We start from the raw sequence: 24,259 nt of genomic DNA, 5'->3' as shown, positions 1-24,259 counted from the left end.
GTTCGGCCGCCGCTGCCCGAAGACCCCACCGCACCTGACGGAGTCTCCGTGTCCGCACGCCCCCGCCGCCCCTCCCTGCCTCCGTGGCTCGCGCACGCGCTGTCGGCCCGGCGGGAACCCGTGCCGTGGGGCGCCGTGGCCCGGGGAGCCTGCGCGGCGGGCCCCCTGCTCGCCGCCGCGCTGCTCGCCGATCGCCCGCCCGCCGGGGTCGCGGCGGCGCTGGGAGCCATGTTCGCGACGATCAACGACCGGCCGGGCGGCCGCCGGGCGTCGGTGCACCGGCTGGGCACGCCCGCGGTGGCCGGGGCGGCCGGACTGGCGGCCGGCACCCTCGCCGGAGACGGCACGGGACCGGTCGTGCTGCCCCTCCTCATGGCCCTGCTCGGACTGGTGGCCGGCGCGGTCAGCGCGGCCGGACCGGTGGCCTCCGCGGCCGGGACCCAGTTCCTGGTGCTGTGCGCGGTCGGCGCCGGCGCCCCGCTGCCCGCCCCCGCCTGGGAACGGGCACTGTGCTTCCTGATCGGCGCGGGCTGGCTGCTGGCACTGCGGTCGGTGTTCCGTCCGGCCGGACTGCGCGCCGCCACCCGCGACCGGCGGGCCGCGGCGGCCGAACGCGCCGCCGTCGCCGCGGTGTACGAGGCGATCGCCGCCCTGCTGGAGGCCGCCGGGACCGAGCGCGCCACCGCCCGCCGGACCGCGCTGACCGCCGCGCTGGACCAGGCGCAGGACGCCCTCGGCGGCCCCCGCCTGCGGAGCAGGGCCAGCTCCGCCGCCGAGCGGCGCCTGCACGCCGGCTACGCCGCCGCGCTGCCGCTCGCCGAGGCCGCCACCGCCCTGGCCTGGGCGGGCGACCCCGTCCCGGCCCGCGCGGTCGGCTCGCTGCGCCGCCTCGCCACCGCCGTGCGCGACGGCGGTCACCCCGGGGCGCTGCCCGCGCCCGAGCGGGCCACCCCGGCGCTGCGCCGCCTCGACGAGGCGCTGCTCCAGGCGGCGCTCACCTTCGACCGGGGCGTCGACCGGCCCCGGCTGCACGCCCGGCGACGCGGCCCGGCCACCGTGGTCCGCACGGCGCTGGGCGCGGGCGGGCGGGAGTACGGCCTGCGGGTCGCCCTCTGCTTCGGCGCCGGTGCCGCCGTCGCGCAGCACCTGCACCACGAGCACTGGTACTGGCTGCCGGCCACCGCGGTGTTCCTGGTCAAGCCCGACCTCGGGCCGCTGGTCTCGCGGGTGCTGTGCCGCGTGGCGGGCACCGTGCTGGGCGCGGCGGTGTTCGCCGCCGCGTCGGCGTCGCTGCCGTCACCCGGCGGCGAGGTGGCGCTGGTGGTGGGCGCCGCCGCGCTGATCCCGCTGGCCACCCGGCACTTCGCCGCGCAGACCGCGGTGGTGACGGTGCTGGTGCTCGCCCTGATGGTGGCCGGCGGGGAACCCCCGGCCGCCGCGGCGCGGATCGGCGAGACGCTGCTGGCCTGCGGCATCGTCCTCCTCGTGGGCCACCTGCCGCTGCCGGGAGGGGCCGGCGGACGCGTTCGGGCCCACCTCGCCGACGCCGGGCGCGCCGCGGAGGCGTACCTCGCCCATGTCCTGGACACGCCCGACGCGCCCCGGACCGCGGGCCACCGGGCGGAGGGCTGGGCGCTGCGCCGGGAGGCCTACCGCACGCTGGCGCAGGCCCGCGCCGCCGCCACCCTCGCCGCGGCGGAACTGCCGTTGCCGGGCCACACCCGCGGCACGGCCGGCGTGGGCCGCACGGCGGTGCTGCTGGAGGAACTGGTCGACACCGTCACCGCCTGCGCGGTGGAACTCGACGACACCGGCCGGCTCACCACCCGTCACACCCGCCGGCTGACCCGTCTCCTGGAGGAGCTGAACGCCCGGCACCGGCCGACGCCCCGTCCGGCCCTCCTCGGCTCCGGCTGAACGGGGCGCAACGGCCCTCCGGAGAAGCGGCGGAAAAAAACCGCCGGGCGGCGATGAGTTTTCCGGTGACCCCCGGTCAGCACCTCCGGACACCGTTCGCACCAGTTCCGGGAGGGGCCTTGAGTCTTCCGCCGATCGTCCCGCGGGAGGAGTGGCGTGCCGCGCGCGAGGCGCTGCAGGCCGAGGAGGACGCACTGCGCAGGGCACGGCACGCGCTGAACGCGCGGCGGCGGAACCTGCCGATGGTGGAGATCCCCGGCGACCACGTCTTCGACGGCGGCGACGGCAAGGTCACCCTGCTGGACCTCTTCGAGGGGCGGCACCAGCTGATCGTGCATCACTTCGTCTTCCCGCCCGAGTGGGAGGCGGGGTGCCCGGAGAGCGCGGCCTTCCTCGACCAGATCGGACCGCTCACCCACCTGTGGGCACGGAACACCACCTTCGCCGCGGTGTCCCGGGCGCCGTTCCGGCGGATCCTGCCGTTCAAGGCGCGGATGGGCTGGGCGGTGCCCTGGTACTCGTCGGCCGGCTGCGCGTTCGAGGCCGACCTCGGCGTCACCGTGGTGCGGGACGGCCGTGCGGTCGACCGGCCGGGGCTCAGCTGCTTCCTGCGGGAGCGTGAGCGCGTCTTCCACACCTACTCGGCGTTCGAGGAGGGCATGGACGGCGTGGGCTCGCTGACCAGCCTGCTCGACCTGACGGCCCTCGGGCGGCAGGAGGAGTGGGAGGAGCCGCGTGGGCGCGCCGACGCGCTGGGCGCGGCGGCCCGGCCGGCGCTGCGGTTCCACGACGAGTACGACTGGTGACGAGCACGACTGGTGGCGAGTACGGCTGGTGGCCAGCACGGCTGGTGAGGACGCCGTCCGGCGCCGGGTCCGAGGCCGGGCATGAGGAGTCGCGGGGCCAGGGGAGACGACGGCCCGGAGTGTCGCGGCCCGCGCGGTCTCAGGCGGTGACCGCGGCCGACCAGCTCGGCACCGCACCCGTCACCTGGCACAGCGCCAGGTACAGCGGGATGGGCGGGGTGTACGGCACGGTGTCCTCGGGGGTGTGGATCAGCTCCGGCACGGTGCGGGGGACCTCCGGGAGCACCGCCCCGCGCACGTACCGGGCCGGCTCCGGCCACTCCATGGCGTAGTCGGAGTCGGCCGGCACGATCCACCACCACTGCGTGTCGTCGGCGTACACACAGCCCACCCGGGGGAGGTGGGGGAGGGCCAGGGACGCCTGCTCGGCCGGGACCACGACGGCGTCGCAGCCCAGCGGCAGGCTCATGCGTTCGGGCACGGCGAGACGCCGGGCCTGAGCCGGTTCGCCGGTTCGGCGGGTCATGCGTACCAGTGTGTCCATGGTCATGCTCCGGCCTCCGGCGAATCCCGTGCTCACACCCATTCGGCCCCCGTTCCCGTGCCGCCCGCCCGGGGACGGGGGACACGGTTGTCGCTCTCGCCCTCGCCGTCGGCGTCCTCCTCCGGCCCGGGCGGCGCTCCCCAGCCGAGGTCGAGATGGGGCACCTCGGCCCACACCAGCAGCCCGGCGTCCTGCCGCCACGCGCCCCAGGCCCGGCACAGCGCGTCCACCAGCAGCAGTCCCCGCCCGTGCTCGCGCTCCAGGTCCGGGGCGCGCACCTGGATCTCCTCGGCCGCGCAGCCCTCGTCGCACACCGTGACGCGCAGCGCCCCGGAAACCGCCCGCACCTCGCAGACCACGCTCCGGCCTCCCGTGTGGATCACCGCGTTGGTGACCAGCTCCGAGATCACCAGCAGCGTGCTGTCGTAGGTGTCTTCCGTGACCCGCCAGCCGGCCAGTCCGGCGCGCGCGAGCCGGCGCGCCCTGGACGGGGCGGAGGTGTGGGCGGGAAGGTGGAAACGCAGCCTCAGCCCGGCGGTGGAGCCGGCCACCGGGGACGGCGTTCCCTCGGCGGGGGCGGCACTTAAGGGCGCGGGCGGAATCACGCATGCCACTATCGCGGTGACAAGAACACTTGGCAAGGGCCACTCTGAAAATTGCAGAGTGCCTGGAGACTCTCCGGGACGGCCATGGCACACTGCTGTTCGATGCCGCGGGGGGAGTGCCCAACGTTCCCAACAGCGGGTTCTCGAGGATGTGTTGGTCAAACCCGCGGGACAGAGTCGCGGGAAAACGGGGGATCACGTGTCGGCCGGTCCGGTGACACCGCCCCTTCAGGAGGAGCGGGATGAGTGAGCCGAGGTCCGCGCCCACCGTCGGGCAGGTGGTGCTCGGGCGGCGCCTGCTCGACCTGCGCGAGCGCGCCGGGATGAAGCGGGAGGAGGCGGCCCGCGTCCTCCACGTCGCCCCCGCCACGGTGCGCCGGATGGAGACCGCCGAGGTCGCGCTGAAGATCCCCTACGTGCAGATGCTGCTCAAGGCGTACGGGGTCGACGACGACGAGGCGGAGGCCTTCGTCCGGCTGGCCGAGGACGCCAACAAGCCCGGCTGGTGGCAGCGTTACCACGACATCCTGCCCGGCTGGTTCTCCCTCTACGTCAGCCTGGAGGGCGCCGCCTCCCTGATCCGTGGCTACGAGCCGCACTTCGTGCCCGGCCTGCTGCAGACCGCGGACTACGCCCGGGGCGTGCTGATGGCCGGCGCCACCGGCCGCGAGGACCCCGAGCAGACCGAGCGGCTGGTGGCGCTGCGGATGCGCCGCCAGGAACTGCTCACCAAGTCCGACGCCCCCCGGTTCTGGGTGGTGATGGACGAGACGGCGCTGCGCCGCCCGGTCGGCGGGCCCGAGGTGATGCGCGCCCAGATCGACCGGCTGCTGGAGGCCGCCGATCTCCCCCATGTGACGTTGCAGGTCGCCGAGTTCTCGGCCGGCCCGCACGCCGGGACGTACGGCCCCTTCGTGCTGTTCCGGTTCGCCGTGCCGGAGCTCCCGGACATGGTCTACAGCGAGTACCTGACCGGGGCCGTCTACCTGGACGCGCGCGCCGAGGTGGCGGCCCACCTGGAGGTCATGGACCGCATGGCGGCTGCCGCCGCCACCGCGCAACGCACGAAGGAGATCCTCCGGGGTCTCCGCGAGGAGTACGCATGACACGCATCTACAACGGGATGCCGGCCGGCCTGCTGGGCAGCGAGGGCTGGCGCAAGCCGTGGAGCGGTCCCAACGGAGGCAACTGCCTGGAGGCGATGAAGCTGGCCGACGGCCGGGTCGCGGTCCGCCAGTCCACCGACCCGGACGGGCCGGCGCTGATCTACACCTCCGCCGAGATGACCGCCTTCATCGAGGGAGCGAAGGCGGGTGAGGCCGACTTCCTCCTGTCCTGAGGGCCGATGACCCGTCACGACGCCGCTGCCGGGCGGCCGTTGAACGCGCAAGGTCCACACCATGCGCACAACTTGCTTATTCTGTCGCTGATTTGATTCTGCTGTTGTTGACGCTTGCCCAACCGATGATGGAGTTGACGATGTCCGGACAGGGACCCGGCGGCGAGGCCGTACGGATCGACACCACCAGGCCGCACCCCGCGCGGATGTACGACTGGTTCCTCGGCGGCAAGGACAACTACCCCGTGGACGAGGCCATGGGGCGGCAGATGCTGGCCGTCGAGCCCACCATCCCGGTGATGGCGAAGATCAACCGTGCGTTCATGCAGCGCTCCGCCCGCTGGCTCGCTCAGCAGGGCGTCCGCCAGTACCTGGACATCGGCACCGGCATCCCCACCGAGCCGAACCTGCACCAGATCGTCCAGGGCGTCGCCCCGGAGTCCCGCGTCGTCTACTGCGACAACGACCCGATCGTCCTCGCCCACGCCGAGGCCCTGCTCCGCGGCACCCCCGAGGGCGCCATCGACTACGTGCAGGCCGACGCGCGCGAGACCGACCTCATCCTGGAGCGGGCCGGGAAGGTCCTGGACTTCGGCCGCCCGACCGTGGTCTCGCTGATCTCCGTGCTGCACTTCGTCAAGGACGAGGACGGCGCGTACGAACTGGTGGACCGGCTGATGGACGCGCTCGCCCCGGGCAGCTACCTGGTGATCTCGCACCTCACGGCCGACTTCCACCCGGACGCCGCCGCCAAGGTCGACGAGATGTACCGGAACAACGCGCTGAACCTGGCCCCGCGGACCCACGACGAATTCGCCCGCTTCTTCCAGGGCCTGGAGATCGTCGAGCCCGGCATCGTGGCCGCCGAGGCCTGGCACCCCGAGCTCGGTGAGCCGGTGCCGGGGCAGGACGACATCGTCAGCGGCGGCTACGTCGCAGTGGCCCGCAAGGCCTGACCGCACCGGGCGGGGGCCCACCGGGCCCCCGCTACGGTGGGGGAGTGCGACTCGAAGCGATCACCTGGGAACGCCTCGCCGACCGCCTCGCGGACCGCCTCCTCGACCTGGAACCCGCCGACGGATCGCCCTGGCCGCGGGTCGCCCTCGACGGCGCCCCCGCCGCCCGGCCCGGCGACCTCGCCGCCCTGACCGCCGAGGCCCTGCGCCCCCGCGGCCGCGCCGCCCTGGTGGTCGGCACGGAGGGCTTCCTGCGCCCCGCCTCGCTGCGGTACGAGTACGGCCGCCGGGACGTGGACACCTACTACGACGGCTGGTTCGACACGGGCGCCCTGTGGCGTGAGGTCTTCGGCCCGCTGTACCCCGGCGAGGACGGGCGCGTCCTGCCCGACCTGTGGGACCCCGCCACCGACCGGGCCACCCGCACCCCCGCCGTCGCCCTGCCGCCGGGCTCCCCGCTCCTGCTGCACGGCCCGTTCCTGCTGCGGGAAGGGTTCCCCTTCGACCTCACCGTCCACCTCTCGCTCTCCGCCGGCGCGCTCCGCCGCCGCACCGCCGAGGAGGAGCGGTGGACCCTGCCCGCCTTCGAGCGCTACGACCGGGAGGCGGAGCCCGCCGTCTCCGCGGACGTCCTGGTCCGCGCCGACGACCCCCGCCATCCGGCGTGGAACGGCATGCCCCAACCGGGCAAACTGGGATGATTCCGTCATGACGACTCTCGACGGCTACCAGCTCGACGACCCGCCCGACGACCGGACCGACGACCGGACCGACCCCGGCCAGGCCCCACGACACCAGGACGGCCCGCGGCAGGAGGCGCTCGGCGCCCGCCGTCGCGCGGTGGCCGCCCTCTTCGACCCCGTCACCTGCCGGCACCTGGAGGAGTTGGGCGTCGGGCCCGGCTGGCGCTGCTGGGAGATCGGCGCGGGAGGCGCGACCGTCGCCGCCTGGCTGGCCAAGAAGGCCGGCCCGACGGGGAAGGTCGTCCTCACCGACACCGACGTCTCCTGGGCCGAGGCCGTCACCAGGCCGGTGGAGACCCGGGTCCACCGGCTGGGCCGCGACGAGCCGCCGGGCGAGGGCTTCGACCTGGTGCACGCCCGGCTGGCCCTGGTCGGCGCGCCGGACCGGGAACGCGCGCTGCGGACCATGATCCGCGCGCTGCGGCCGGGCGGGCGGCTGCTGGTGGAGGACGCGGACCTGGAGCTCCAGCCGCTGCTGTGCCCCGAGGAGTCCGGCCCCGAGCAGCAGCTCGCCAACCGGCTGCGGCTCGGGCTGCGCAGGCTCCTCGCCGAGCACGGCGTGGACCTCGCGTACGGGCGCCGCCTGCCGCGGCTGCTGCGGGAGGCGGGGCTGCGGCGGGTCGAGGCCGACGTGTACTTCCCGCTCGCCTCCGAGGCGTGCGGGGAACTGGAGGCGGCCACGGTCGGGCAGCACCGGGAGGCGTTGGTCGCGGCGGGGGTCGCGACGGCGGAGGAGATCGACCGCCACCTGGCCCACGTCGCCACCGGCACCATGGACCTCGCCGCCACCCCCCTCGTCTCCACCCGAGCCCGCCGCCCCTGACCCTCCCGCGCGGCCGGCCCGCGGAACGCCGGACCGGGCGCGCGGCAACCGTGCCCCTACCCCGCGGACCGTCGTGCCGCTGGGCGGCCCGGGCGACGGACAGCGCTGTTCGCCCGGGCCGCGCCTGTGCCTCGCCGCGATACAGGTCCCGTGCGGAGCGCCAGGTCGGGCGGAAGGTGCCCCGGCATTGCCCGGCGCGGGACCGGCGGAGGGCCTCCGTGGGGGTGTGCGGCGGCGTGCGGCGGTGGGGTCAGAAGAGGGGTTCGGGGAGGACGCCCTCGAGGGCGAGGAGGCGGCGCTTGGTCTCCAGGCCCCCCGAGAACCCGCCCACCCCTCCGTCGCTCTCGACGACCCGATGACACGGAACGACCACCGGCAGCGGATTCGCCCCCATCGCCATCCCCACCGCCTGCGCCCCGCCGGGCCGCCCGACCCGCCGGGCCAGCTCCCCGTACCCCACCACCGAGCCGTACGGCACCGACGCCGCCAGCTCCCGCAGCACCCGCCCGTTGAACCCCTCCGCGCCCCCGGGCAGCAGGGACCAGTCCAGCGGCAGCGAGAACGTCCGCAGCTCGCCGGCGAGGTACCCGGTGAGCTGGGGTATCGCCTCCGCCAGCACCGGAGAACCGGCGTCCCGCTCCGGCCGCGCGCCCAGCCGACCCGCGGCCCGGTCGAGGAACCGTTCGCACACCTCGGGCCGGGCGTGGAACACCACTCCCGCGAGCCCCCGGGGCGTGGCGAGGAGAAGCAGCGGCCCGATCGGCCCGTCGACGAGCTCCCAGCTGTCCATGCGCCCACCGTACGACCCACCACCGACAACGACCGCCGACCGCCCGTCTCCCCGCCCCCGCGGGCCCGTCAGAAGACCGACAGCGCCCGCCGCACCACGTCCGGCCGGTTGGTGATCAGGCAGTCGACCCCGTAGCCCGCCGCGAGCAGGGTGTCGACCGGGCGGTCCACGGTCCACGCGCACACCTCGACCGGCCGCCCGTGCGGCCCGCGCAGCCTCTGCACGGCCGCGACATAGCCCACCGTGAGCTTCAGGTGCTGCGGGTTGATCTGGTCGGCGAACCGCGCGTACTCCCGCAGCCGCGCCACGGAGGGCGAACCCAGCACCCCCGTGCGGACGGCCGGCCGCAGCCGGTGCACCGCGCGCACGGTCGGCGCGTCGAAGCTCTGGACGACCAGCCGCTCCAGGTGCCGCCGGTCCAGCCACCCGGACCGGCCCAGCTCGTTCAGCACCTGCCGGGCGATGCCCGGGTAGAGCCGGGGGTTCTTGATCTCCAGCAGCAGGCTCTGCCGGTTGCGCTCCACCCGGGCCAGGTACTGCCGCAGCGTCGGCACCCGCGCCCCCCGGAACCTGCTGCCGAACCAGCCGCCCGCGTCCAGCCGCGCGATCTCCGCCGCCGTGAAGTCGCGCACCCGCCACGGCGCGCGGCCGGGGAAGACCCGCTCCACGTCGGTGGTGCGCGCCAGCCCGGCGTCGTGCATGACCACCAGGACGCCGTCCTTCGTGCGCTGGACGTCGTTCTCCACCCAGGTGAAGCCCAGGCGGTGGGCCCGGTCGACGGCGAGCAGCGTATTCTCGGGCGCCAGGGCCGAGGCGCCCCGGTGGGCGATGACCGAGGGCCGTCCGGCCTCCTGGTCGGCGCGTGCTCCGGAGACGGGAAGCAGCAGGGCGGCGAGGCCCAGGAGCGCCGAGGCGGTCGCGGCGACTGCGCGGGCGTGCATGCGTTCTCCTCGCGTCGACTGTCACGGACGGTTCCAGAGTGACAGCAGTGCGTGCACGGTGGAGGGATGCCGGAATGCGCGTGGATTGACGTGGAGTGCCCAAGTCCGCTCGTCGGTGCCCCACAAGTGGGTCGACGATGTGATTCTTTGACGCAGAATCGTTGGTCCCATCAGGTGAGAGTCATACTCTCCCCACCGGTACCGGGCCGCTTCGGCGGGTACCGGGCACGACGGACGCGACGCACCGACACGGACGACACGGGGCGGAAGGGAAGCCGCGCATGCAGGGCACGGTCGACGGTTTCAGCCACGGGATGATCACTCCGGTGGCGGCTTTTGTGATGGCCTGCCTCGGTGGCGCGCTCGGACTGCGCTGCACCACCCGGGCGCTGCTGGTCGGCCGCCGCCGGGCCGCCTGGCTGGCACTGGGCTCCGCGGCCATAGGCTCCGGGATCTGGACGATGCACTTCATCGCCATGTCCGGGTTCTCCGTCGCCGAGACCCCGGTCAACTACGACCTGCCGACCACCTTCGCCAGCCTGGCGGTGGCGGTGGTGATGGTCGGCATCGGCACCTTCCTGGTGGGCTACTGGAACGCCACCGGCGCGGCGCTGTTCACCGGCGGCACCCTGACCGGACTGGGCATCGCCTCCATGCACTACCTGGGCATGGCCGGAATGCGACTCAACGGCGAGCTGCGCTACGACACCGTCACGGTGGCCCTGTCGGTCCTCATCGGCGTCGTCGCCGCCACCACCGCCCTGTGGGCGGCGAGCCAGGTGCGCGGACTGCTCTGGAGCGTGGGCGCCAGCCTGGTGATGGGCCTCGCGGTCACCGGCATGCACTACACCGGGATGGCCGCCGCCAGCGTCCACCTGCACACGGACGTCGCGGCGGTCCCGCCGGGCGACGCGGCGGACACCCTGCTCGGCCCCATGCTGGCCGGTCCGCTGGCCTTCCTGCTGCTGGCCGGTGTCGTGGTGATGTTCGACCCGCAGATGGTGATGAGCCACCCCGCCCCGAAGCGGGACCCCGAGGACCCGTACGCCCCGATGCCCCGGAGCGTGCCCGCCGCCCGCCCCGGCCGGCACCCGGCGCCCCGCGGCGCCCGCCGGGGCTCCCCGGCCGGAGCCCGGCACGAGGAGCGCAGCGCCGCCCGGCACGGCTGACCGCGCGACCGCGGCCCCCGCCCGTCGCCGCGGTCCGCGCCCGTTGTCGGTGGCGGGTCGTAACGTGGAGGCATGCGGCCCGTTTCCCACATCGAACGCACGGTGGCGCCCTTCGAGGTCGTCAGTCCCTACCAGCCGAGCGGTGACCAGCCCACCGCGATCGCCGAGCTGTCCCGGCGCATCAAGGCCGGTGAGAAGGACGTCGTGCTGCTCGGCGCGACCGGCACCGGCAAGTCCGCCACCACCGCCTGGATGATCGAGCAGCTCCAGCGGCCGACGCTGGTGATGGCGCCCAACAAGACCCTCGCCGCCCAGCTGGCGAACGAGTTCCGCGAGCTGCTCCCGAACAACGCCGTCGAGTACTTCGTCTCGTACTACGACTACTACCAGCCCGAGGCCTACGTCCCGCAGTCGGACACCTACATCGAGAAGGACTCCTCGATCAACGAGGAGGTCGAGCGGCTGCGCCACTCCGCGACGAACTCCCTGCTGACCCGCCGCGACGTGGTCGTGGTCGCCTCCGTCTCCTGCATCTACGGCCTGGGCACGCCCCAGGAGTACGTGGACCGGATGGTGCCCCTGAAGGTCGGCGAGGAGATCGACCGGGACGAGCTGCTGCGCCGCTTCGTGGACATCCAGTACACCCGCAACGACGTGGCGTTCACCCGCGGCACCTTCCGGGTGCGCGGCGACACCATCGAGATCTTCCCGGTGTACGAGGAGCTCGCCGTCCGCATCGAGATGTTCGGCGACGAGATCGAGGCGCTGACCACGCTCCACCCGCTCACCGGCGAGATCATCAGCGACGAGCGGCAGCTCTACGTCTTCCCCGCCTCGCACTACGTCGCCGGTCCCGAGCGCCTGGAGCGCGCGGTCCGCGACATCGAGGCGGAGCTGGAGCAGCGCCTCGCCGAGCTGGAGAAGCAGGGCAAGCTGCTGGAGGCCCAGCGGCTGCGGATGCGCACCACCTACGACATCGAGATGCTCCGCCAGATCGGCACCTGCTCCGGCGTGGAGAACTACTCGATGCACTTCGACGGCCGCAGCCCCGGCACCCCGCCGAACACCCTGCTGGACTACTTCCCGGAGGACTTCCTCCTGGTCATCGACGAGTCCCACGTCACGGTCCCGCAGATCGGCGCCATGTTCGAGGGCGACGCCTCCCGCAAGCGCACCCTGGTCGACCACGGCTTCCGGCTGCCCTCCGCGCTGGACAACCGGCCGCTGAAGTGGGAGGAGTTCCAGGAGCGGATCGGGCAGGCGGTCTACCTGTCCGCCACCCCCGGCGCCTACGAGCTCTCCCGGTCCGACGGGCAGGTCGAGCAGATCATCCGCCCGACCGGCCTGGTCGACCCGGAGGTCGTGGTGAAGCCCACCGAGGGCCAGATCGACGACCTGGTGCACGAGATCCGCGAGCGGGTCGAGCGCGACGAGCGCGTGCTGGTCACCACCCTCACCAAGAAGATGGCCGAGGACCTCACCGACTACTTCCTGGAGCTCGGCATCCAGGTCCGCTACCTGCACAGCGACGTGGACACCCTGCGCCGCATCGAGCTGCTGCGCGAGCTGCGCGCGGGCGAGTACGACGTGCTGGTCGGCATCAACCTGCTCCGTGAGGGCCTCGACCTGCCCGAGGTGTCCCTGGTGGCCATCCTGGACGCCGACAAGGAGGGCTTCCTGCGTTCCGGCACCTCGCTGATCCAGACCATCGGCCGCGCGGCGCGCAACGTCTCCGGCCAGGTCCACATGTACGCCGACAAGATCACCCCGGCGATGGCCAAGGCCATCGACGAGACCAACCGGCGCCGGGAGAAGCAGGTCGCCTACAACAAGGCGAACGGCGTCGACCCGCAGCCGCTGCGCAAGAAGATCAACGACATCGTGTCGCAGATCGCCCGCGAGGAGATCGACACCGAGCAGCTCCTCGGCACCGGCTACCGGCAGTCCGGCGGCAAGGCCGCCGGCACGGCGCCGGTCCCGTCCAAGCCCGCGAGGGCGACGAAGAAGGGCAAGGGCGCCAAGGCCGGGGCGGACGGCGCGGTCACCGACCGCCCGGCGGCCGAGCTGGCGCAGCAGATCGAGGAGATGACCCAGCGGATGCGGGCCGCCGCGGCCGACCTCCAGTTCGAGGTCGCCGCCCGGCTGCGCGACGAGGTGTCCGAGATGAAGAAGGAGCTCCGGCAGATGAAGGAGGCCGGGGTGGCCTGAGGGTGGACGGGCCGGGGCCGCTGTGTTGCAGGACCGACACAAAACCCGCAAGGGGCGGGCGCCGTGGTGGCGCCCGCCCATAGGGTCGTAGCGCCTGCGGGGGGCCGCGGGTGAGGGGATCAACGGGGACTCATGTCCCGAGAGGGGACCGCGCGTGACCGTCAACATGACCAAGGGCCAGGCGATCAGTCTGCAGAAGGACGACGGTGGCAGTCTCACCGCCGTCCGCATGGGACTGGGCTGGCAGTCCGCCCCGCGCCGCGGTCTGTTCGGCCGCCGCGTCCGGGAGATCGACCTGGACGCCTCCGCCCTGCTGTTCGCCGGGGGCCAGCTGAGGGATGTGGTGTTCTTCCGCCACCTCGTCAGCGACGACGGCTCGGTGCGGCACACCGGTGACAACCTGGTCGGCGGAGCGGGCACCGGAGGGGACGACGAGGCCATCCTGGTCGACCTCCAGCGTGTCCCCGTGCACGTGGACCAGATCGTGTTCACGGTGAACTCCTTCACCGGGCAGACCTTCGAGGAGGTCGCCAACGCCTTCTGCCGTCTGGTCGACGAGACCAACGGCCGCGAGCTCGCCCGCTACACGCTCGCCGGCGGCGGCGCGTACACCGCGCAGATCATGGCCAAGGTCCACCGCAGCGGCCAGGGCTGGAGCATGACCGCGATCGGCACGCCGTCCAACGGCCGCACCTTCCAGGACCTGCTGCCGGACATCGCACGGCAGCTCTGACCCAGGCGGCGGCCCCGGCGGGCGTCCGGGGCGGGCACACGAAAGGGAAACACCGCGATGACGGCCGAGCTGGTGCGGGGCCAGAACCATCCGCTCACCGAGCCCCGACCGGAGGTCCGGGTGTCGGTCGGCCGCCCGGTCACCGTGGGCGCGGTCCTGACCGACGAACAGGGACGCCTCTCCGGCGTGGAGGGCGTCGTCCTGCCCGGAGGGCCCGCAGGGCCGCCCGGGGTGGGCCTGCCGCATCCGGCCGGCGACGGTGACCACCGGGTCGCCGTGGACCTCGCGGCCCTGCCGGAGACGGTCCACCGGGTCGGGATCCTGCTGGCCCTGCCCGCCGGGCAGCGCTTCGGGGGCGGTCCCGCGCCGGTCACGGTCGTGGCCGGCGGGGTCTCGGGGCCGCCGCTGGTCAGCTACACGATCACCGGGCTGGACAGCGAGTGCGCGGTCGTCGCGCTGGAGCTGTACCGGCGGCAGGGCGGCTGGAAGGTCCGCGCGGTGGGCCAGGGATACGCCGCGGGGCTGGAGGCCCTGCTGGCCGACCACGGCCTGACCGCCGCCGACGCGCGGCGCCTCGCCGCTCCGGCCGTCGCGGACGGCGACTGGCTCCTGCCGTCCCCGGGCGCCGCTGCCTCCTACTCCGTCGCCGCGGGCGGCCCGGCAGAGCCCGCCCCGGCGCCGGGCGGGACCGTGGCCGCGTCCGGCGGTGTCCCCGCCGCGGGCCCGGCGGCCACCGGCTCCGCCACGCCGCAGCCGTACCCGCCGGGCGGCACCGGCACCGGTGTCCCGGCCGGTGTGGCGCACCTCGACGACGGCGCGGCGGCGCGGACCGTCCCCTCCCCGGACCCCGGTGCGCCGCCGGTGGAGTCCTCCGCGGGCACCGGGGGCCACGGGGCGGTGGAGTCCACCGCCGGCACCGGTGGCCACGGGGTCGACTACCGGCACCCCGGCCGCGGCGGCACGGACGGCGCCGGCACGACGGCCGTCCCGGGCGGGCAGCCGTTCACGGACACCGGCACCACGCCGCACGCGGCGCCCGCCGGGCCGACAGCGCCCGCCGGGCCGACGCCGCCCCTGCCGCCGGCCGGGCCCCCGGCGCCCGCCGGTCCGACGCAGCACGCGGCGCCCACGGCGCCCGCCGGAGCCGTCCCCGGGACCCCGGACGCGCCGCCGCCGGTGACCCCCGGTGGCGGGCAGCGGGTCGACTACCGGCATCCGCGCCGCGAGGACGACCGGCCCGGCGGCCCCACGGCGGAGGACGCCCCGGTGGCGGGGGACGCCGCCGGATGGTCCATGGACGAGCGGCTCTACAACCAGGTCTGGGGCATGTTCGAGGACCTCGCCCGGGCCGTGGCCGCCCACCGCAACGCCGTCGAGTTCGCCGACGAACGGCTCGACCAGGAGCTCGACGGGGTGCTGGGCGACTACCGCTCCCGGGCCGACGGCACGGTCGACCGGGTCCGCAGGGAGGCCAGGGCCCGCCGCGAGGACCTCGTGCAGCGCGCCCAGCAGGTGCTCGACCAGCAGCTCGGCCAGCTCAGGGCCGAGTCCGCGGTGGTCGAACCGGCCCTTCCCCCGGCGTACGCGCGCTGGGAGAGCCCGGTGTGGGCCGCCTACCGCGCCCCCGAGGAACAGCCGCAGGCGCTGCGCCTGGGCGACCTCAGCCTCCCGGAGAGCGGCGACCTGCGCATACCCCTGCTGCTCAAGCTGCCGCTGGAGCGCGGCCTGTGGATCGACAGCGGCCAGGGCCGGGGCGCCGAGAGCCTTCTCGTCGCCCCCGAGGAACGGCGCCGCCTCGCGCTGGACATGGCCGTCGCGCTGGCCACCCGGCTGCTCGCCACACACCCGCCCGGCGACTTCACCGTCCACGTCATCGACGCCGCCGGAGCGGGCGCCCGGTCGCTGACCCCGCTCTCCCGCGGCGGTGTGCTCGCCGAACCCCCCGCCGTCGGCCCCGGCGGCGTCTCCGGGCTGCTCACCCGCCTCGCCGGTCACGTCGACCTGGTGCAGATGGCCGTCCGGGCCGGCGCCGCCGAGTCGCTGCCGCCCGGCACCGACCTGTCGCAACGGCTGCTGATCGTCCACGACTTCCCGCACGCCTTCGACGACCGGGCGGTCACCGCGCTGCGCTACCTCGCCGACGAGGGACCGCGGGCCGGCGTCCACCTGCTGATGGTGGCCGACCGGGAGGACGCCGCCGGGTTCGGCGCCCTCCTCGATCCGCTGTGGAGGTCGCTGCTGCGCCTCACCCCGGTGCCCGAGGACCACCTCGCCGACCCCTGGGTCTGCCATGCCTGGACCTACGAGCCGTCCCTGCCGCCCCGGGACGGCGCGACCCTGGAGCGGGTGCTGGACGGCGTGGCCGCCGCCCGCCGACGGTGACTCCCCGTAGGCAAAGCGGCACCAAGGAAAGGTAAAGACGCCCTTTACCTTTCCTTGGTCGTTGGTGTACCTTCGAGCAGACGGAGGGGAGTACTCCCTGTCTGCTGCGGCGTTCCCGTCAATACGGCTCGGGCCAGAAGTCCCGAGCCCGGGGCGTCGGCCCGTGGTCCAGGCCGCGGGTGGAAGAGACCTCCGGTTTCTCTCTGTGACCGGAGGTGTCTGTGGAAGTTTCCATGTCTCTGTGGGTTGCCACGGTGGCCGTGCTGGCCATCTTCATCGGCGCCGACTTCTTCATCGGCCGCAAGCCGCATGACGTGTCGATCAAGGAGGCGGGCATATGGACCGCCGTCTGGATCGGCCTCGCGATCCTGTTCGGCCTCGGTCTGCTCGTCTTCGCCGGCGGCGCGCCCGCCGGTGAGTTCTTCGCGGGCTTCGTGACCGAGAAGTCGCTCAGCGTCGACAACCTGTTCGTCTTCGTCCTGATCATGGCGAAGTTCGCGGTTCCGTCGCAGTACCAGCAGCGGGTGCTGCTGATCGGTGTGCTGATCGCCCTGGTGCTGCGGGCCGTGTTCATCGCGGCCGGCGCCGCGATCATCAGCAGCTTCTCCTGGGTGTTCTACATCTTCGGCGCGTTCCTGATCTACACCGCCTGGAAGCTCATCCAGGAGGCGCGGGCCAAGGACGAGGAGGAGGAGTTCGAGGAGAACCGTCTCCTCAAGGCCGCCGAGCGCCGCTTCGGCGTGGCCGACCGCTACCACGGCACCAAGCTGTGGATCCGTGAGAACGGCAAGCGGGTCATGACGCCGATGATGGTCGTCATCCTGGCCATCGGCACCACCGACGTGCTGTTCGCGCTGGACTCGATCCCCGCGATCTTCGGCCTGACCCAGGACCCGTACATCGTCTTCACCGCCAACGCCTTCGCCCTGATGGGTCTGCGTCAGCTGTACTTCCTGATCGGCGGACTGCTCGAGAAGCTGGTCCACCTGTCGTACGGCCTGTCCGTGATCCTCGGCTTCATCGGCGTGAAGCTGGTGCTGCACGCGCTGCACGAGTCCGGGGTGCACGTCCCGGAGATCTCCATCCCGGTCTCCCTGGGCGTCATCTGCTCCGTCCTGGTGATCACCACGATCACCAGCCTGATGGCCAACCGGAAGAAGGCGAAGGCGGAGGTCGCGGCCGACACCACCGGCTCCTGAGCGCGGGTCCCGGCCGACGGACACCCCGCCGGCCGGGACCCGGCTCACGGTGCGGACCTGACCAACGATTGAGAGGATCGGCGCATGAAATTCCTGTCTGCCCGCAAGCGGCCCTCCGGGTCGATCTGGGCGACAGCCGCGCCGGTCCTCTCCGTCGTTCTGCTGATCCTCACCTGGGGGCGTTCGGTCCCCGGGGTGATGGTCGCGCTGATGACCCTGGCGCTGGCCGGCGCGGTGCTCGCCGCGGTCCACCACGCCGAGGTGATAGCCCACCGGGTGGGCGAGCCGTTCGGCTCGCTGATCCTCGCGATCGCCGTCACCATCATCGAGGTCGGCCTGATCGTCATGCTGATGGTGGGAGGCGGGGAGCAGAGCGCCACCCTCGCCCGCGACACCGTCTTCGCCGCCGCGATGATCACCCTCAACGGCATCGTCGGCATCAGCCTGCTGGTCGCCTCGCTGCGGCACCGCACCGCCATCTTCAACTCCGAGGGCACCGGCGCGGCCCTCGCCACCGTGGCCACCCTGGCCACCCTCAGCCTGGTCCTGCCCAACTTCACCTCCAGCGCCCCCGGCCCGGAGTTCAGCGGCGCCCAGCTGGTGTTCGCCGCCGTCGCCGCGCTCGTGCTCTACGGTCTCTACGTCGCCACCCAGACGCGGCGGCACCGCGACTACTTCCTGCCGGTGGCCCGCGAGGGCGGCGTCCTCACCGAGGACGACCACGCCGACAGGCCCTCCGCCCGGACGGCCCTGATCAGCGTCGGTCTGCTCCTGCTGGCCCTGATCGGCGTGGTCGGACTCGCCAAGGGCGTCTCGCCCACCATCGAGAGCGGCGTCGAGGCCGCCGGGATGCCGCACGCGGTCGTCGGTGTGGTCATCGCCCTGCTGGTGCTCGCGCCCGAGACCATCGCCGCGGTGCACGCCGCCCGCCGGGACCGGGTGCAGACCAGCCTCAACCTCGCCCTCGGCTCCGCCATGGCCAGCATCGGCCTGACCATCCCGGCCGTTGCCGTGGCGTCGATCTGGCTCAGCGGGCCCCTGGTCCTGGGCCTGGGCGCCACGCACATGGTGCTGCTCGCGCTGACCGTCCTGGTCGGTGCCCTGACCATCGCCCCGGGGCGGGCCACACCGCTCCAGGCGGGCCTGCACCTGGCGATCCTCGCCGCGTATCTGGAACTGTCCGTCATCCCCTGAGCGGGCCGTGATAGACCCTTCGGAGCCGATCACAGAAGATCCACGCACCGGAGGTCCGCCCATGCCCCGCACGCTCGCCGACGCCCCCGTCATGATCCTCAACGGGCCGAACCTGAACCTGCTCGGCCAGCGCCAGGTGGACGTGTACGGCACCGGCACCCTCGCCGACGTGGAGGCGATGTGCGCCGAGGCGGCGGCCGCCCACGGCGGCACCGTCGACCTGCGCCAGTCCAACCACGAGGGCGAGCTCATCGACTGGATCCACGAGGCCCGGCAGAACCACTGCGGCATCGTGATCAACCCCGCGGCCTACTCGCACACCTCGGTCGGCATCCTCGACGCCCTCAACACCTGTGACGGCCTGCCGGTGGTGGAGGTCCACATCTCCAACATCCACCGCCGCGAGGAGTTCCGGCACCACTCCTACGTCTCGCGGCGGGCGGACGGCGTGATCGCGGGCTGCGGGCTCCAGGGCTACGTCTTCGCCGTGGAGCGCGTCGCCGCGCTGGCCGGGGCGGGCGTCGCGAAGGCCTGAGGTCACCAGCCGCGGGCGCGCCACTCCGGCAGGTGCGGGCGCTCCGCACCGAGGGTGGTGTCGTCGCCGTGGCCCGGGTACACCCAGGTCTCGTCGGGCAGGACGTCGAACAGCTTGGTCTCGACGTCGTGGATCAGGCTGGCGAACGCCTCCGGGTCCTTGCGCGTGTTGCCCACGCCGCCCGGGAACAGGCAGTCGCCGGTGAAGACGTGCGGGTGGCCGTGCGGGTCGTCGTAGACCAGCGCGACGGAGCCGGGCGTGTGCCCCACCAGGTGACGGGCGACGAGCTCGACCCGGCCCACCCGGACCACGTCGCCGTCGTCCAGCGGCACGTCGGTCGGGACCGGGATGCCCTCGGCGTCCTCCCGGCCGGCGTAGGTGAGCGCCCCGGTGGCGGCCACCACCTCGGCGAGCGCCTGCCAGTGGTCGGGGTGGCGGTGGGTGGTGACGACCGAGGCGATCGAGTCGTCGCCGATGCTGCCGAGGAGGGTCCGGGCGTCGTTGGCCGCGTCGATCAGCAGCTGCGCGTCCGTGGCCCGGCAGCGCAGCAGGTACGCGTTGTTGTCCATGGGGCCGACCGCGATCTTGGTGATCATCAGGTCCTGCAGCTCGTGCACATCGGCCGGGCCGCCGACCTTCACCGCTCCGGTGTACGTCATGTTCGCAGCCTATAGCGGCCCGGTCCGACACGTTCGGGTGAAGCGGGAAGGGATCGCCTCAGAATCGAATGCGCGTGCTATAAGCTCGGTAGCCCACACCGGGAACGCCGGAAGCGTCCGATTTGTTGTAGAGGGCGGAAACCGGTGAAGCCCCCGGTGTTGTCAGAGGCTCCCCCTACGCTGAAAAGGGACGGGGGTCCCGCCCCTGTCCTCTCCCCCCAAGAAAGGTGCGGAACGGCGTGGCCGACCGTCTCATCGTCCGTGGCGCGCGCGAGCACAACCTGAAGAACGTCTCGCTCGACCTGCCGCGCGACTCGCTCATCGTCTTCTCGGGTCTGTCGGGTTCCGGCAAGTCCTCCCTGGCCTTCGACACGATCTTCGCCGAGGGCCAGCGGCGCTACGTGGAGTCGCTCTCCTCCTACGCCCGGCAGTTCCTGGGCCAGATGGACAAGCCGGACGTGGACTTCATCGAAGGCCTGTCCCCGGCGGTCTCCATCGACCAGAAGTCGACCTCGCGCAACCCGCGTTCCACGGTCGGCACCATCACCGAGGTCTACGACTACCTCCGGCTGCTGTTCGCGCGGATCGGCAAGCCGCACTGTCCCGAGTGCGGCCGCCCCATCTCCCGCCAGTCGCCCCAGGCCATCGTGGACCGGGTCCTCGAGCTGCCGGAGGGCAGCCGGTTCCAGGTGCTGTCCCCGCTGGTGCGCGAGCGCAAGGGCGAGTTCGTCGACCTGTTCGCCGACCTCCAGACCAAGGGCTACAGCCGCGCCCGGGTGGACGGCGAGACGGTCCAGCTCTCCGACCCGCCGAAGCTCAAGAAGCAGGAGAAGCACACCATCGAGGTGGTCGTGGACCGCCTCACGGTGAAGAGCTCCGCCAAGCGCCGCCTCACCGACTCCGTGGAGACGGCCCTCGGCCTCTCCGGCGGCATGGTCGTCCTCGACTTCGTCGACCTCCCGGCCGACGACCCCGAGCGCGAGCGGATGTTCTCGGAGCACCTGTACTGCGCGTACGACGACCTCTCCTTCGAGGAGCTGGAGCCCCGCTCCTTCTCCTTCAACTCGCCCTTCGGCGCCTGCCCCGACTGCTCCGGCATCGGCACGCGCATGGAGGTCGACCCCGAGCTGATCGTCCCGGACCCGGAGAAGACGCTCGAGGAGGGCGCGCTCCACCCGTGGTCCGCGGGGCACGCCAAGGAGTACTTCGGCCGCCTGGTCGACGCCCTCGCCGACGCCCTGGGCTTCCGCACCGACATCCCCTTCGCCGGGCTGCCCGCCCGCGCCAAGAAGGCCCTGCTGTACGGGCACAAGACCCAGATCGACGTCCGCTACCGCAACCGGTACGGGCGCGAGCGCCGCTACACCACGCCGTTCGAGGGCGCCATCCCGTTCGTCAAGCGCCGGCACGAGGACGCGGAGACGGACAACAGCCGCGAGCGCTTCGAGGGCTACATGCGCGAGGTGCCCTGCCCCACCTGCGAGGGCGCGCGCCTGAAGCCGATCGTCCTCGCGGTCACGGTCAGCGGGAAGTCCATCGCCGAGATCTCCTCCCTCTCGATCAGCGAGTGCGCCGAGTTCCTGGCCGCCCTCAAGCTGACCGGGCGCGAGAAGAAGATCGCCGAGCGGGTCCTCAAGGAGGTCAACGAGCGCCTGCGCTTCCTGGTCGACGTCGGCCTGGACTACCTCTCCCTCAACCGCGCCGCCGGCACGCTCTCCGGCGGCGAGGCCCAGCGGATCCGCCTCGCCACGCAGATCGGCTCCGGCCTGGTCGGCGTGCTCTACGTGCTCGACGAGCCGTCCATCGGCCTCCACCAGCGGGACAACCACCGCCTGATCGAGACCCTGGTCCGGCTCCGCGACATGGGCAACACCCTGATCGTGGTGGAGCACGACGAGGACACCATGAAGGCGGCCGACTGGATCGTCGACGTCGGTCCCGGCGCCGGCGAGCACGGCGGCACGGTGGTGCACAGCGGCTCCCTCGAGGAACTGCTGGCCAACGCCACGTCGGAGACCGGGCAGTACCTCTCCGGCCGGAAGTCCATCCCGGTGCCGGACCTGCGCCGTCCGCTCGACGCCGCGCGGCAGCTGACCGTGCGCGGGGCCCGCGAGAACAACCTGAAGGACGTCGACGTCTCGTTCCCGCTGGGCGTCTTCACCGCCGTCACCGGCGTCTCCGGCTCCGGCAAGTCGACGCTGGTCAACGACATCCTCTACACCCACCTGGCGCGCGAGCTCAACGGCGCCCGCCGGGTGCCGGGCCGCCACACCCGGGTGGAGGGCGACGACCTGGTCGACAAGGTCGTGCACGTCGACCAGTCGCCCATCGGCCGCACCCCGCGGTCCAACCCGGCGACCTACACCGGCGTCTTCGACCACATCCGCAAGCTGTTCGCCGAGACCACCGAGGCGAAGGTCCGGGGCTACCTGCCCGGCCGCTTCTCCTTCAACGTCAAGGGCGGCCGCTGCGAGAACTGCTCCGGCGACGGCACGATCAAGATCGAGATGAACTTCCTCCCGGACGTGTACGTCCCGTGCGAGGTGTGCCACGGGGCCCGGTACAACCGGGAGACCCTCGAGGTGCACTACAAGGGGAAGAACATCGCCGAGGTCCTCAACATGCCGATCGACGAGGCGCTGGACTTCTTCGAGGCGATCCCCGGGATCTCCCGTCACCTGCGCACGCTCAACGAGGTCGGCCTCGGCTACGTCCGGCTCGGACAGTCGGCCACCACGCTCTCCGGCGGCGAGGCGCAGCGCGTCAAGCTGGCCACGGAGCTGCAGCGCCGGTCCAACGGGCGGACGGTGTACGTGCTCGACGAGCCGACCACCGGCCTGCACTTCGAGGACATCAGCAAGCTGCTGAAGGTGCTCAACGGCCTGGTCGAGAAGGGCAACACGGTGATCGTCATCGAGCACAACCTCGATGTGATCAAGACCGCCGACTGGGTCGTCGACATGGGCCCCGAGGGCGGCGCCGGCGGCGGCACGGTCGTCGCCGAGGGCACGCCGGAGGAGGTGGCCGGGGTGCCGGCCAGCCACACCGGCAAGTTCCTCCGGGAGATCCTCGGGGACCGGGTCAGCGACGCGTCCCCGGCGGCCAAGCCGCGCAAGCGCGCCGCCTCCCGCGCCTCCGCCCGCAAGTCCTGACGCAACCACCCCGCGGCCCCCGCTCCTCCCGGAGCGGGGGCCGTTCCCCTGCCCGGCCCCCGCCGGACGGCACCCGTGCGGGACACCGCGCCCGGAAGCACCTTCAGAGGCCCAGCTCCGCGGCGGTCGGGGGCTGGGCGCCGGGGCGGGTGCAGGTGAAGGCCGCGGCGCGGGTGGCGAGGCCGAGCAGGTCACGCCAGTCCTCGCCGTCGAGCGCGGCGAGATGCGCGGGCGAGAGCGCCCCCCGCAGCGTCAGCCCGTGCAGCAGCGCCGCCGTGACCGTGTCGCCCGCCCCGATCGTGTCGGCCACCGGCACCCGCGGCGCCGGCGCGGACAGCTCCAGCCCCTCCCTCGTCACCACCGTGAGCCCCGCCGCGCCCCGGGTGAGCACCACCGCCCCCGGCCCGGCCGCCGCCCACTCCCGCGGCGTGCCGCCCAGCCACCGCGCGTCCTCCTCGGACAGCTTGAGCAACGACACCGACCCGAGCCAGGACCGGAACCGTTCCCGGTAGGCCCCGGGGGAGGGGATCAGCCCGGGCCGGACGTTGGGGTCCAGCACGGTGAACAGGCCCCGCGCCGCCGAGTCCCGCAGCAGTTCCTCGTAGGCGCTCGCCCCCGGCTCCAGGACCAGGGAGCAGGTGCCGAAGGACACCGCCCGCGTCCCCGCCGACAGGGCACGGGGCGCCTCGAACAGCCGGTCCGCGGTGCCCTCCACGTAGAACGCGTACGAGGCCGAACCGGTCTCGTCCAGCCGGGCCAGCGCCAGCGTGGTCGGTTCCGGTCCCCGCTGCACCGGCCCCGTGTCCACGCCGGAGGCCCGCAGCGCGTCCAGCAGCGCCTCCCCGTACCCGTCCGTGGAGATCCGCGAGCAGAACGCCACCTCGGCGCCCAGCCGGCCGAGCGCCACCGCCGTGTTGAACGGCCCCCCGCCCGGCACCGGCCGCAGCGGGGAGAGCGGGCCCGGCTCGTGGGGCACCAGGTCGATCAGGGCCTCACCGGCGACGACGATCACGGGCGGCTCCTTCGGCGGAGGGACACGGCAGGGACGGGCCCACGCTCGCACACCCGAGGGCCCCCGGTATCGTCGGGCGCGGCCAGACTCCACGCCGACCACGGGAGCTTCGCATGTCCGGCAGTGACGACCTCCGCCGCCGTACCGTTCTGCGGGGCGTCGCGCTGACCCCCGTGGCGGGCCTCGCCCTCGCGGGCTGCGCCGGGGCGGGGGAGAACCGCGACACCTCGGCCGCGACCCCCGAGGCCGGCACCGAGCTCGGGCCCGAGGGCGACGTGCCCGCCGGCACGGTCAAGCTCTACGCGAAGCAGAAGGTCGTCGTCACCCGGACCGACGACGGAGCGCTGAAGGCCTGGAGCACGGTGTGCACCCACGCCGGCTGCGCGATGACCAGGCTGGAGAAGACCACCCTCACCTGCGCCTGCCACGGCAGCCGGTTCGACGCCGAAAGCGGTCAGGTGCTCAACCCGCCGGCGACGGTTCCGCTCACCGAAGTGCCCGTCGAGGTCGAGAACGGCAAGATCGTCACGGGCAAGGCGTCCTGACAGAGGC

22 protein-coding genes are annotated in these 24,259 nt (G+C 73.4%); 16 read left to right on the top strand and 6 right to left on the bottom strand.

Annotation, left to right across the window (positions count from 1 at the left end; all coding sequences use genetic code 11):
- Nucleotides 1-48 precede the first annotated feature (48 nt).
- Nucleotides 49-1,917, top strand: a complete 1,869-nt coding sequence (locus tag ACWD3O_RS24765) for an FUSC family protein (RefSeq protein ID WP_451417389.1) — start codon at nucleotides 49-51, stop codon at nucleotides 1,915-1,917.
- 119 nt (nucleotides 1,918-2,036) lie between these two features.
- Entirely contained in the window at nucleotides 2,037-2,723 is a 687-nt protein-coding gene (locus tag ACWD3O_RS24760; protein ID WP_451417388.1) for a DUF899 domain-containing protein, read from the top strand.
- 139 nt (nucleotides 2,724-2,862) lie between these two features.
- On the opposite strand, the gene ACWD3O_RS24755 is transcribed toward ACWD3O_RS24760, so the two are convergent.
- Both ACWD3O_RS24755 and ACWD3O_RS24750 read right to left on the bottom strand, forming a co-directional pair.
- Entirely contained in the window at nucleotides 2,863-3,309 is a 447-nt protein-coding gene (locus tag ACWD3O_RS24755) for a hypothetical protein (RefSeq protein ID WP_451412483.1), read from the bottom strand.
- Entirely contained in the window at nucleotides 3,300-3,818 is a 519-nt protein-coding gene (locus ACWD3O_RS24750; protein ID WP_451417387.1) for an ATP-binding protein, read from the bottom strand. Before ACWD3O_RS24750 ends, ACWD3O_RS24755 begins: the two co-directional genes overlap by 10 nt.
- A 296-nt stretch (nucleotides 3,819-4,114) precedes the next feature.
- Here ACWD3O_RS24750 and ACWD3O_RS24745 point away from each other — a divergent pair, with 296 nt between their 5' ends.
- The 5 genes from ACWD3O_RS24745 (at nucleotide 4,115) to ACWD3O_RS24725 (ending at nucleotide 7,733) form a co-directional block, all read left to right on the top strand.
- On the top strand, nucleotides 4,115-4,978 hold the full coding sequence (locus ACWD3O_RS24745) for a helix-turn-helix domain-containing protein (RefSeq protein WP_451412481.1): 864 nt from the start codon (nucleotides 4,115-4,117) through the stop codon (nucleotides 4,976-4,978).
- Nucleotides 4,975-5,211, top strand: coding sequence for a DUF397 domain-containing protein (locus tag ACWD3O_RS24740; protein WP_361143755.1), 237 nt, complete (start codon nucleotides 4,975-4,977; stop codon nucleotides 5,209-5,211). Before ACWD3O_RS24745 ends, ACWD3O_RS24740 begins: the two co-directional genes overlap by 4 nt.
- 140 nt (nucleotides 5,212-5,351) lie before the next feature.
- On the top strand, nucleotides 5,352-6,167 hold the full coding sequence (locus ACWD3O_RS24735) for an SAM-dependent methyltransferase (protein ID WP_451412480.1): 816 nt from the start codon (nucleotides 5,352-5,354) through the stop codon (nucleotides 6,165-6,167).
- Nucleotides 6,168-6,211: 44 nt separating this feature from the next.
- Complete coding sequence (locus ACWD3O_RS24730; protein ID WP_451417386.1) at nucleotides 6,212-6,868, top strand: uridine kinase; 657 nt, start codon at nucleotides 6,212-6,214, stop codon at nucleotides 6,866-6,868.
- A 7-nt stretch (nucleotides 6,869-6,875) separates the two neighbouring features.
- Nucleotides 6,876-7,733, top strand: a complete 858-nt coding sequence (locus tag ACWD3O_RS24725) for a class I SAM-dependent methyltransferase (protein WP_451417385.1) — start codon at nucleotides 6,876-6,878, stop codon at nucleotides 7,731-7,733.
- 250 nt (nucleotides 7,734-7,983) lie between these two features.
- Here ACWD3O_RS24725 and ACWD3O_RS24720 read toward each other — a convergent pair whose 3' ends face one another.
- Complete coding sequence (locus ACWD3O_RS24720; protein WP_451417384.1) at nucleotides 7,984-8,523, bottom strand: methylated-DNA--[protein]-cysteine S-methyltransferase; 540 nt, start codon at nucleotides 8,521-8,523, stop codon at nucleotides 7,984-7,986.
- A gap of 68 nt (nucleotides 8,524-8,591) precedes the next feature.
- Nucleotides 8,592-9,464: a glycerophosphodiester phosphodiesterase gene (locus ACWD3O_RS24715; protein ID WP_451417383.1), complete on the bottom strand. Its 873-nt coding sequence runs from the start codon at nucleotides 9,462-9,464 to the stop codon at nucleotides 8,592-8,594.
- 281 nt (nucleotides 9,465-9,745) lie between these two features.
- Here ACWD3O_RS24715 and ACWD3O_RS24710 point away from each other — a divergent pair, with 281 nt between their 5' ends.
- The 7 genes from ACWD3O_RS24710 to aroQ all read left to right on the top strand — a co-directional run bounded on the left by ACWD3O_RS24710 (nucleotide 9,746) and on the right by aroQ (nucleotide 18,884).
- Entirely contained in the window at nucleotides 9,746-10,633 is an 888-nt protein-coding gene (locus ACWD3O_RS24710) for an MHYT domain-containing protein (RefSeq protein WP_451412475.1), read from the top strand.
- Nucleotides 10,634-10,705: 72 nt separating this feature from the next.
- Nucleotides 10,706-12,841: an excinuclease ABC subunit UvrB gene (gene uvrB / locus ACWD3O_RS24705; protein WP_451417382.1), complete on the top strand. Its 2,136-nt coding sequence runs from the start codon at nucleotides 10,706-10,708 to the stop codon at nucleotides 12,839-12,841.
- A 154-nt stretch (nucleotides 12,842-12,995) separates the two neighbouring features.
- Nucleotides 12,996-13,574 (top strand): TerD family protein, encoded by a 579-nt coding sequence (locus ACWD3O_RS24700; protein ID WP_451417381.1) that lies wholly within the window; start codon nucleotides 12,996-12,998, stop codon nucleotides 13,572-13,574.
- Nucleotides 13,575-13,631: 57 nt separating this feature from the next.
- Nucleotides 13,632-15,956, top strand: coding sequence for a TerD family protein (locus ACWD3O_RS24695; protein WP_451417380.1), 2,325 nt, complete (start codon nucleotides 13,632-13,634; stop codon nucleotides 15,954-15,956).
- A gap of 221 nt (nucleotides 15,957-16,177) precedes the next feature.
- Nucleotides 16,178-17,155 (top strand): TerC family protein, encoded by a 978-nt coding sequence (locus ACWD3O_RS24690; RefSeq protein WP_451417379.1) that lies wholly within the window; start codon nucleotides 16,178-16,180, stop codon nucleotides 17,153-17,155.
- Nucleotides 17,156-17,239: 84 nt separating this feature from the next.
- The gene (locus ACWD3O_RS24685) at nucleotides 17,240-18,349 is read left to right on the top strand and encodes a calcium:proton antiporter (protein ID WP_451412470.1); all 1,110 of its coding nucleotides are present in this window, start codon (nucleotides 17,240-17,242) and stop codon (nucleotides 18,347-18,349) included.
- Nucleotides 18,350-18,410: 61 nt separating this feature from the next.
- Nucleotides 18,411-18,884, top strand: coding sequence for a type II 3-dehydroquinate dehydratase (aroQ, locus tag ACWD3O_RS24680; protein ID WP_451412469.1), 474 nt, complete (start codon nucleotides 18,411-18,413; stop codon nucleotides 18,882-18,884).
- Nucleotides 18,885-18,886: 2 nt separating this feature from the next.
- Here the strand turns inward: aroQ and ACWD3O_RS24675 are convergent, their stop codons facing one another.
- Nucleotides 18,887-19,543, bottom strand: a complete 657-nt coding sequence (locus tag ACWD3O_RS24675) for an MBL fold metallo-hydrolase (RefSeq protein WP_451417378.1) — start codon at nucleotides 19,541-19,543, stop codon at nucleotides 18,887-18,889.
- A gap of 239 nt (nucleotides 19,544-19,782) precedes the next feature.
- Between ACWD3O_RS24675 and uvrA the strand changes: the two genes are divergently transcribed.
- Nucleotides 19,783-22,695 carry an excinuclease ABC subunit UvrA gene (gene uvrA, locus ACWD3O_RS24670; protein WP_451412467.1) on the top strand — a complete coding sequence of 971 codons (2,913 nt, stop codon included), beginning with the start codon at nucleotides 19,783-19,785 and terminating at the stop codon, nucleotides 22,693-22,695.
- A gap of 103 nt (nucleotides 22,696-22,798) precedes the next feature.
- On the opposite strand, the gene ACWD3O_RS24665 is transcribed toward uvrA, so the two are convergent.
- Nucleotides 22,799-23,707, bottom strand: coding sequence for a carbohydrate kinase family protein (locus tag ACWD3O_RS24665; protein ID WP_451417377.1), 909 nt, complete (start codon nucleotides 23,705-23,707; stop codon nucleotides 22,799-22,801).
- 113 nt (nucleotides 23,708-23,820) lie between these two features.
- Between ACWD3O_RS24665 and ACWD3O_RS24660 the strand changes: the two genes are divergently transcribed.
- Entirely contained in the window at nucleotides 23,821-24,252 is a 432-nt protein-coding gene (locus ACWD3O_RS24660) for a Rieske (2Fe-2S) protein (RefSeq protein WP_451417376.1), read from the top strand.
- Nucleotides 24,253-24,259: the final 7 nt, after the last annotated feature.

It is taken from the genome of Streptomyces sp. NPDC002640 (assembly GCF_053592575.1).
This window is presented reverse-complemented; position numbering and strand designations above follow the sequence as displayed.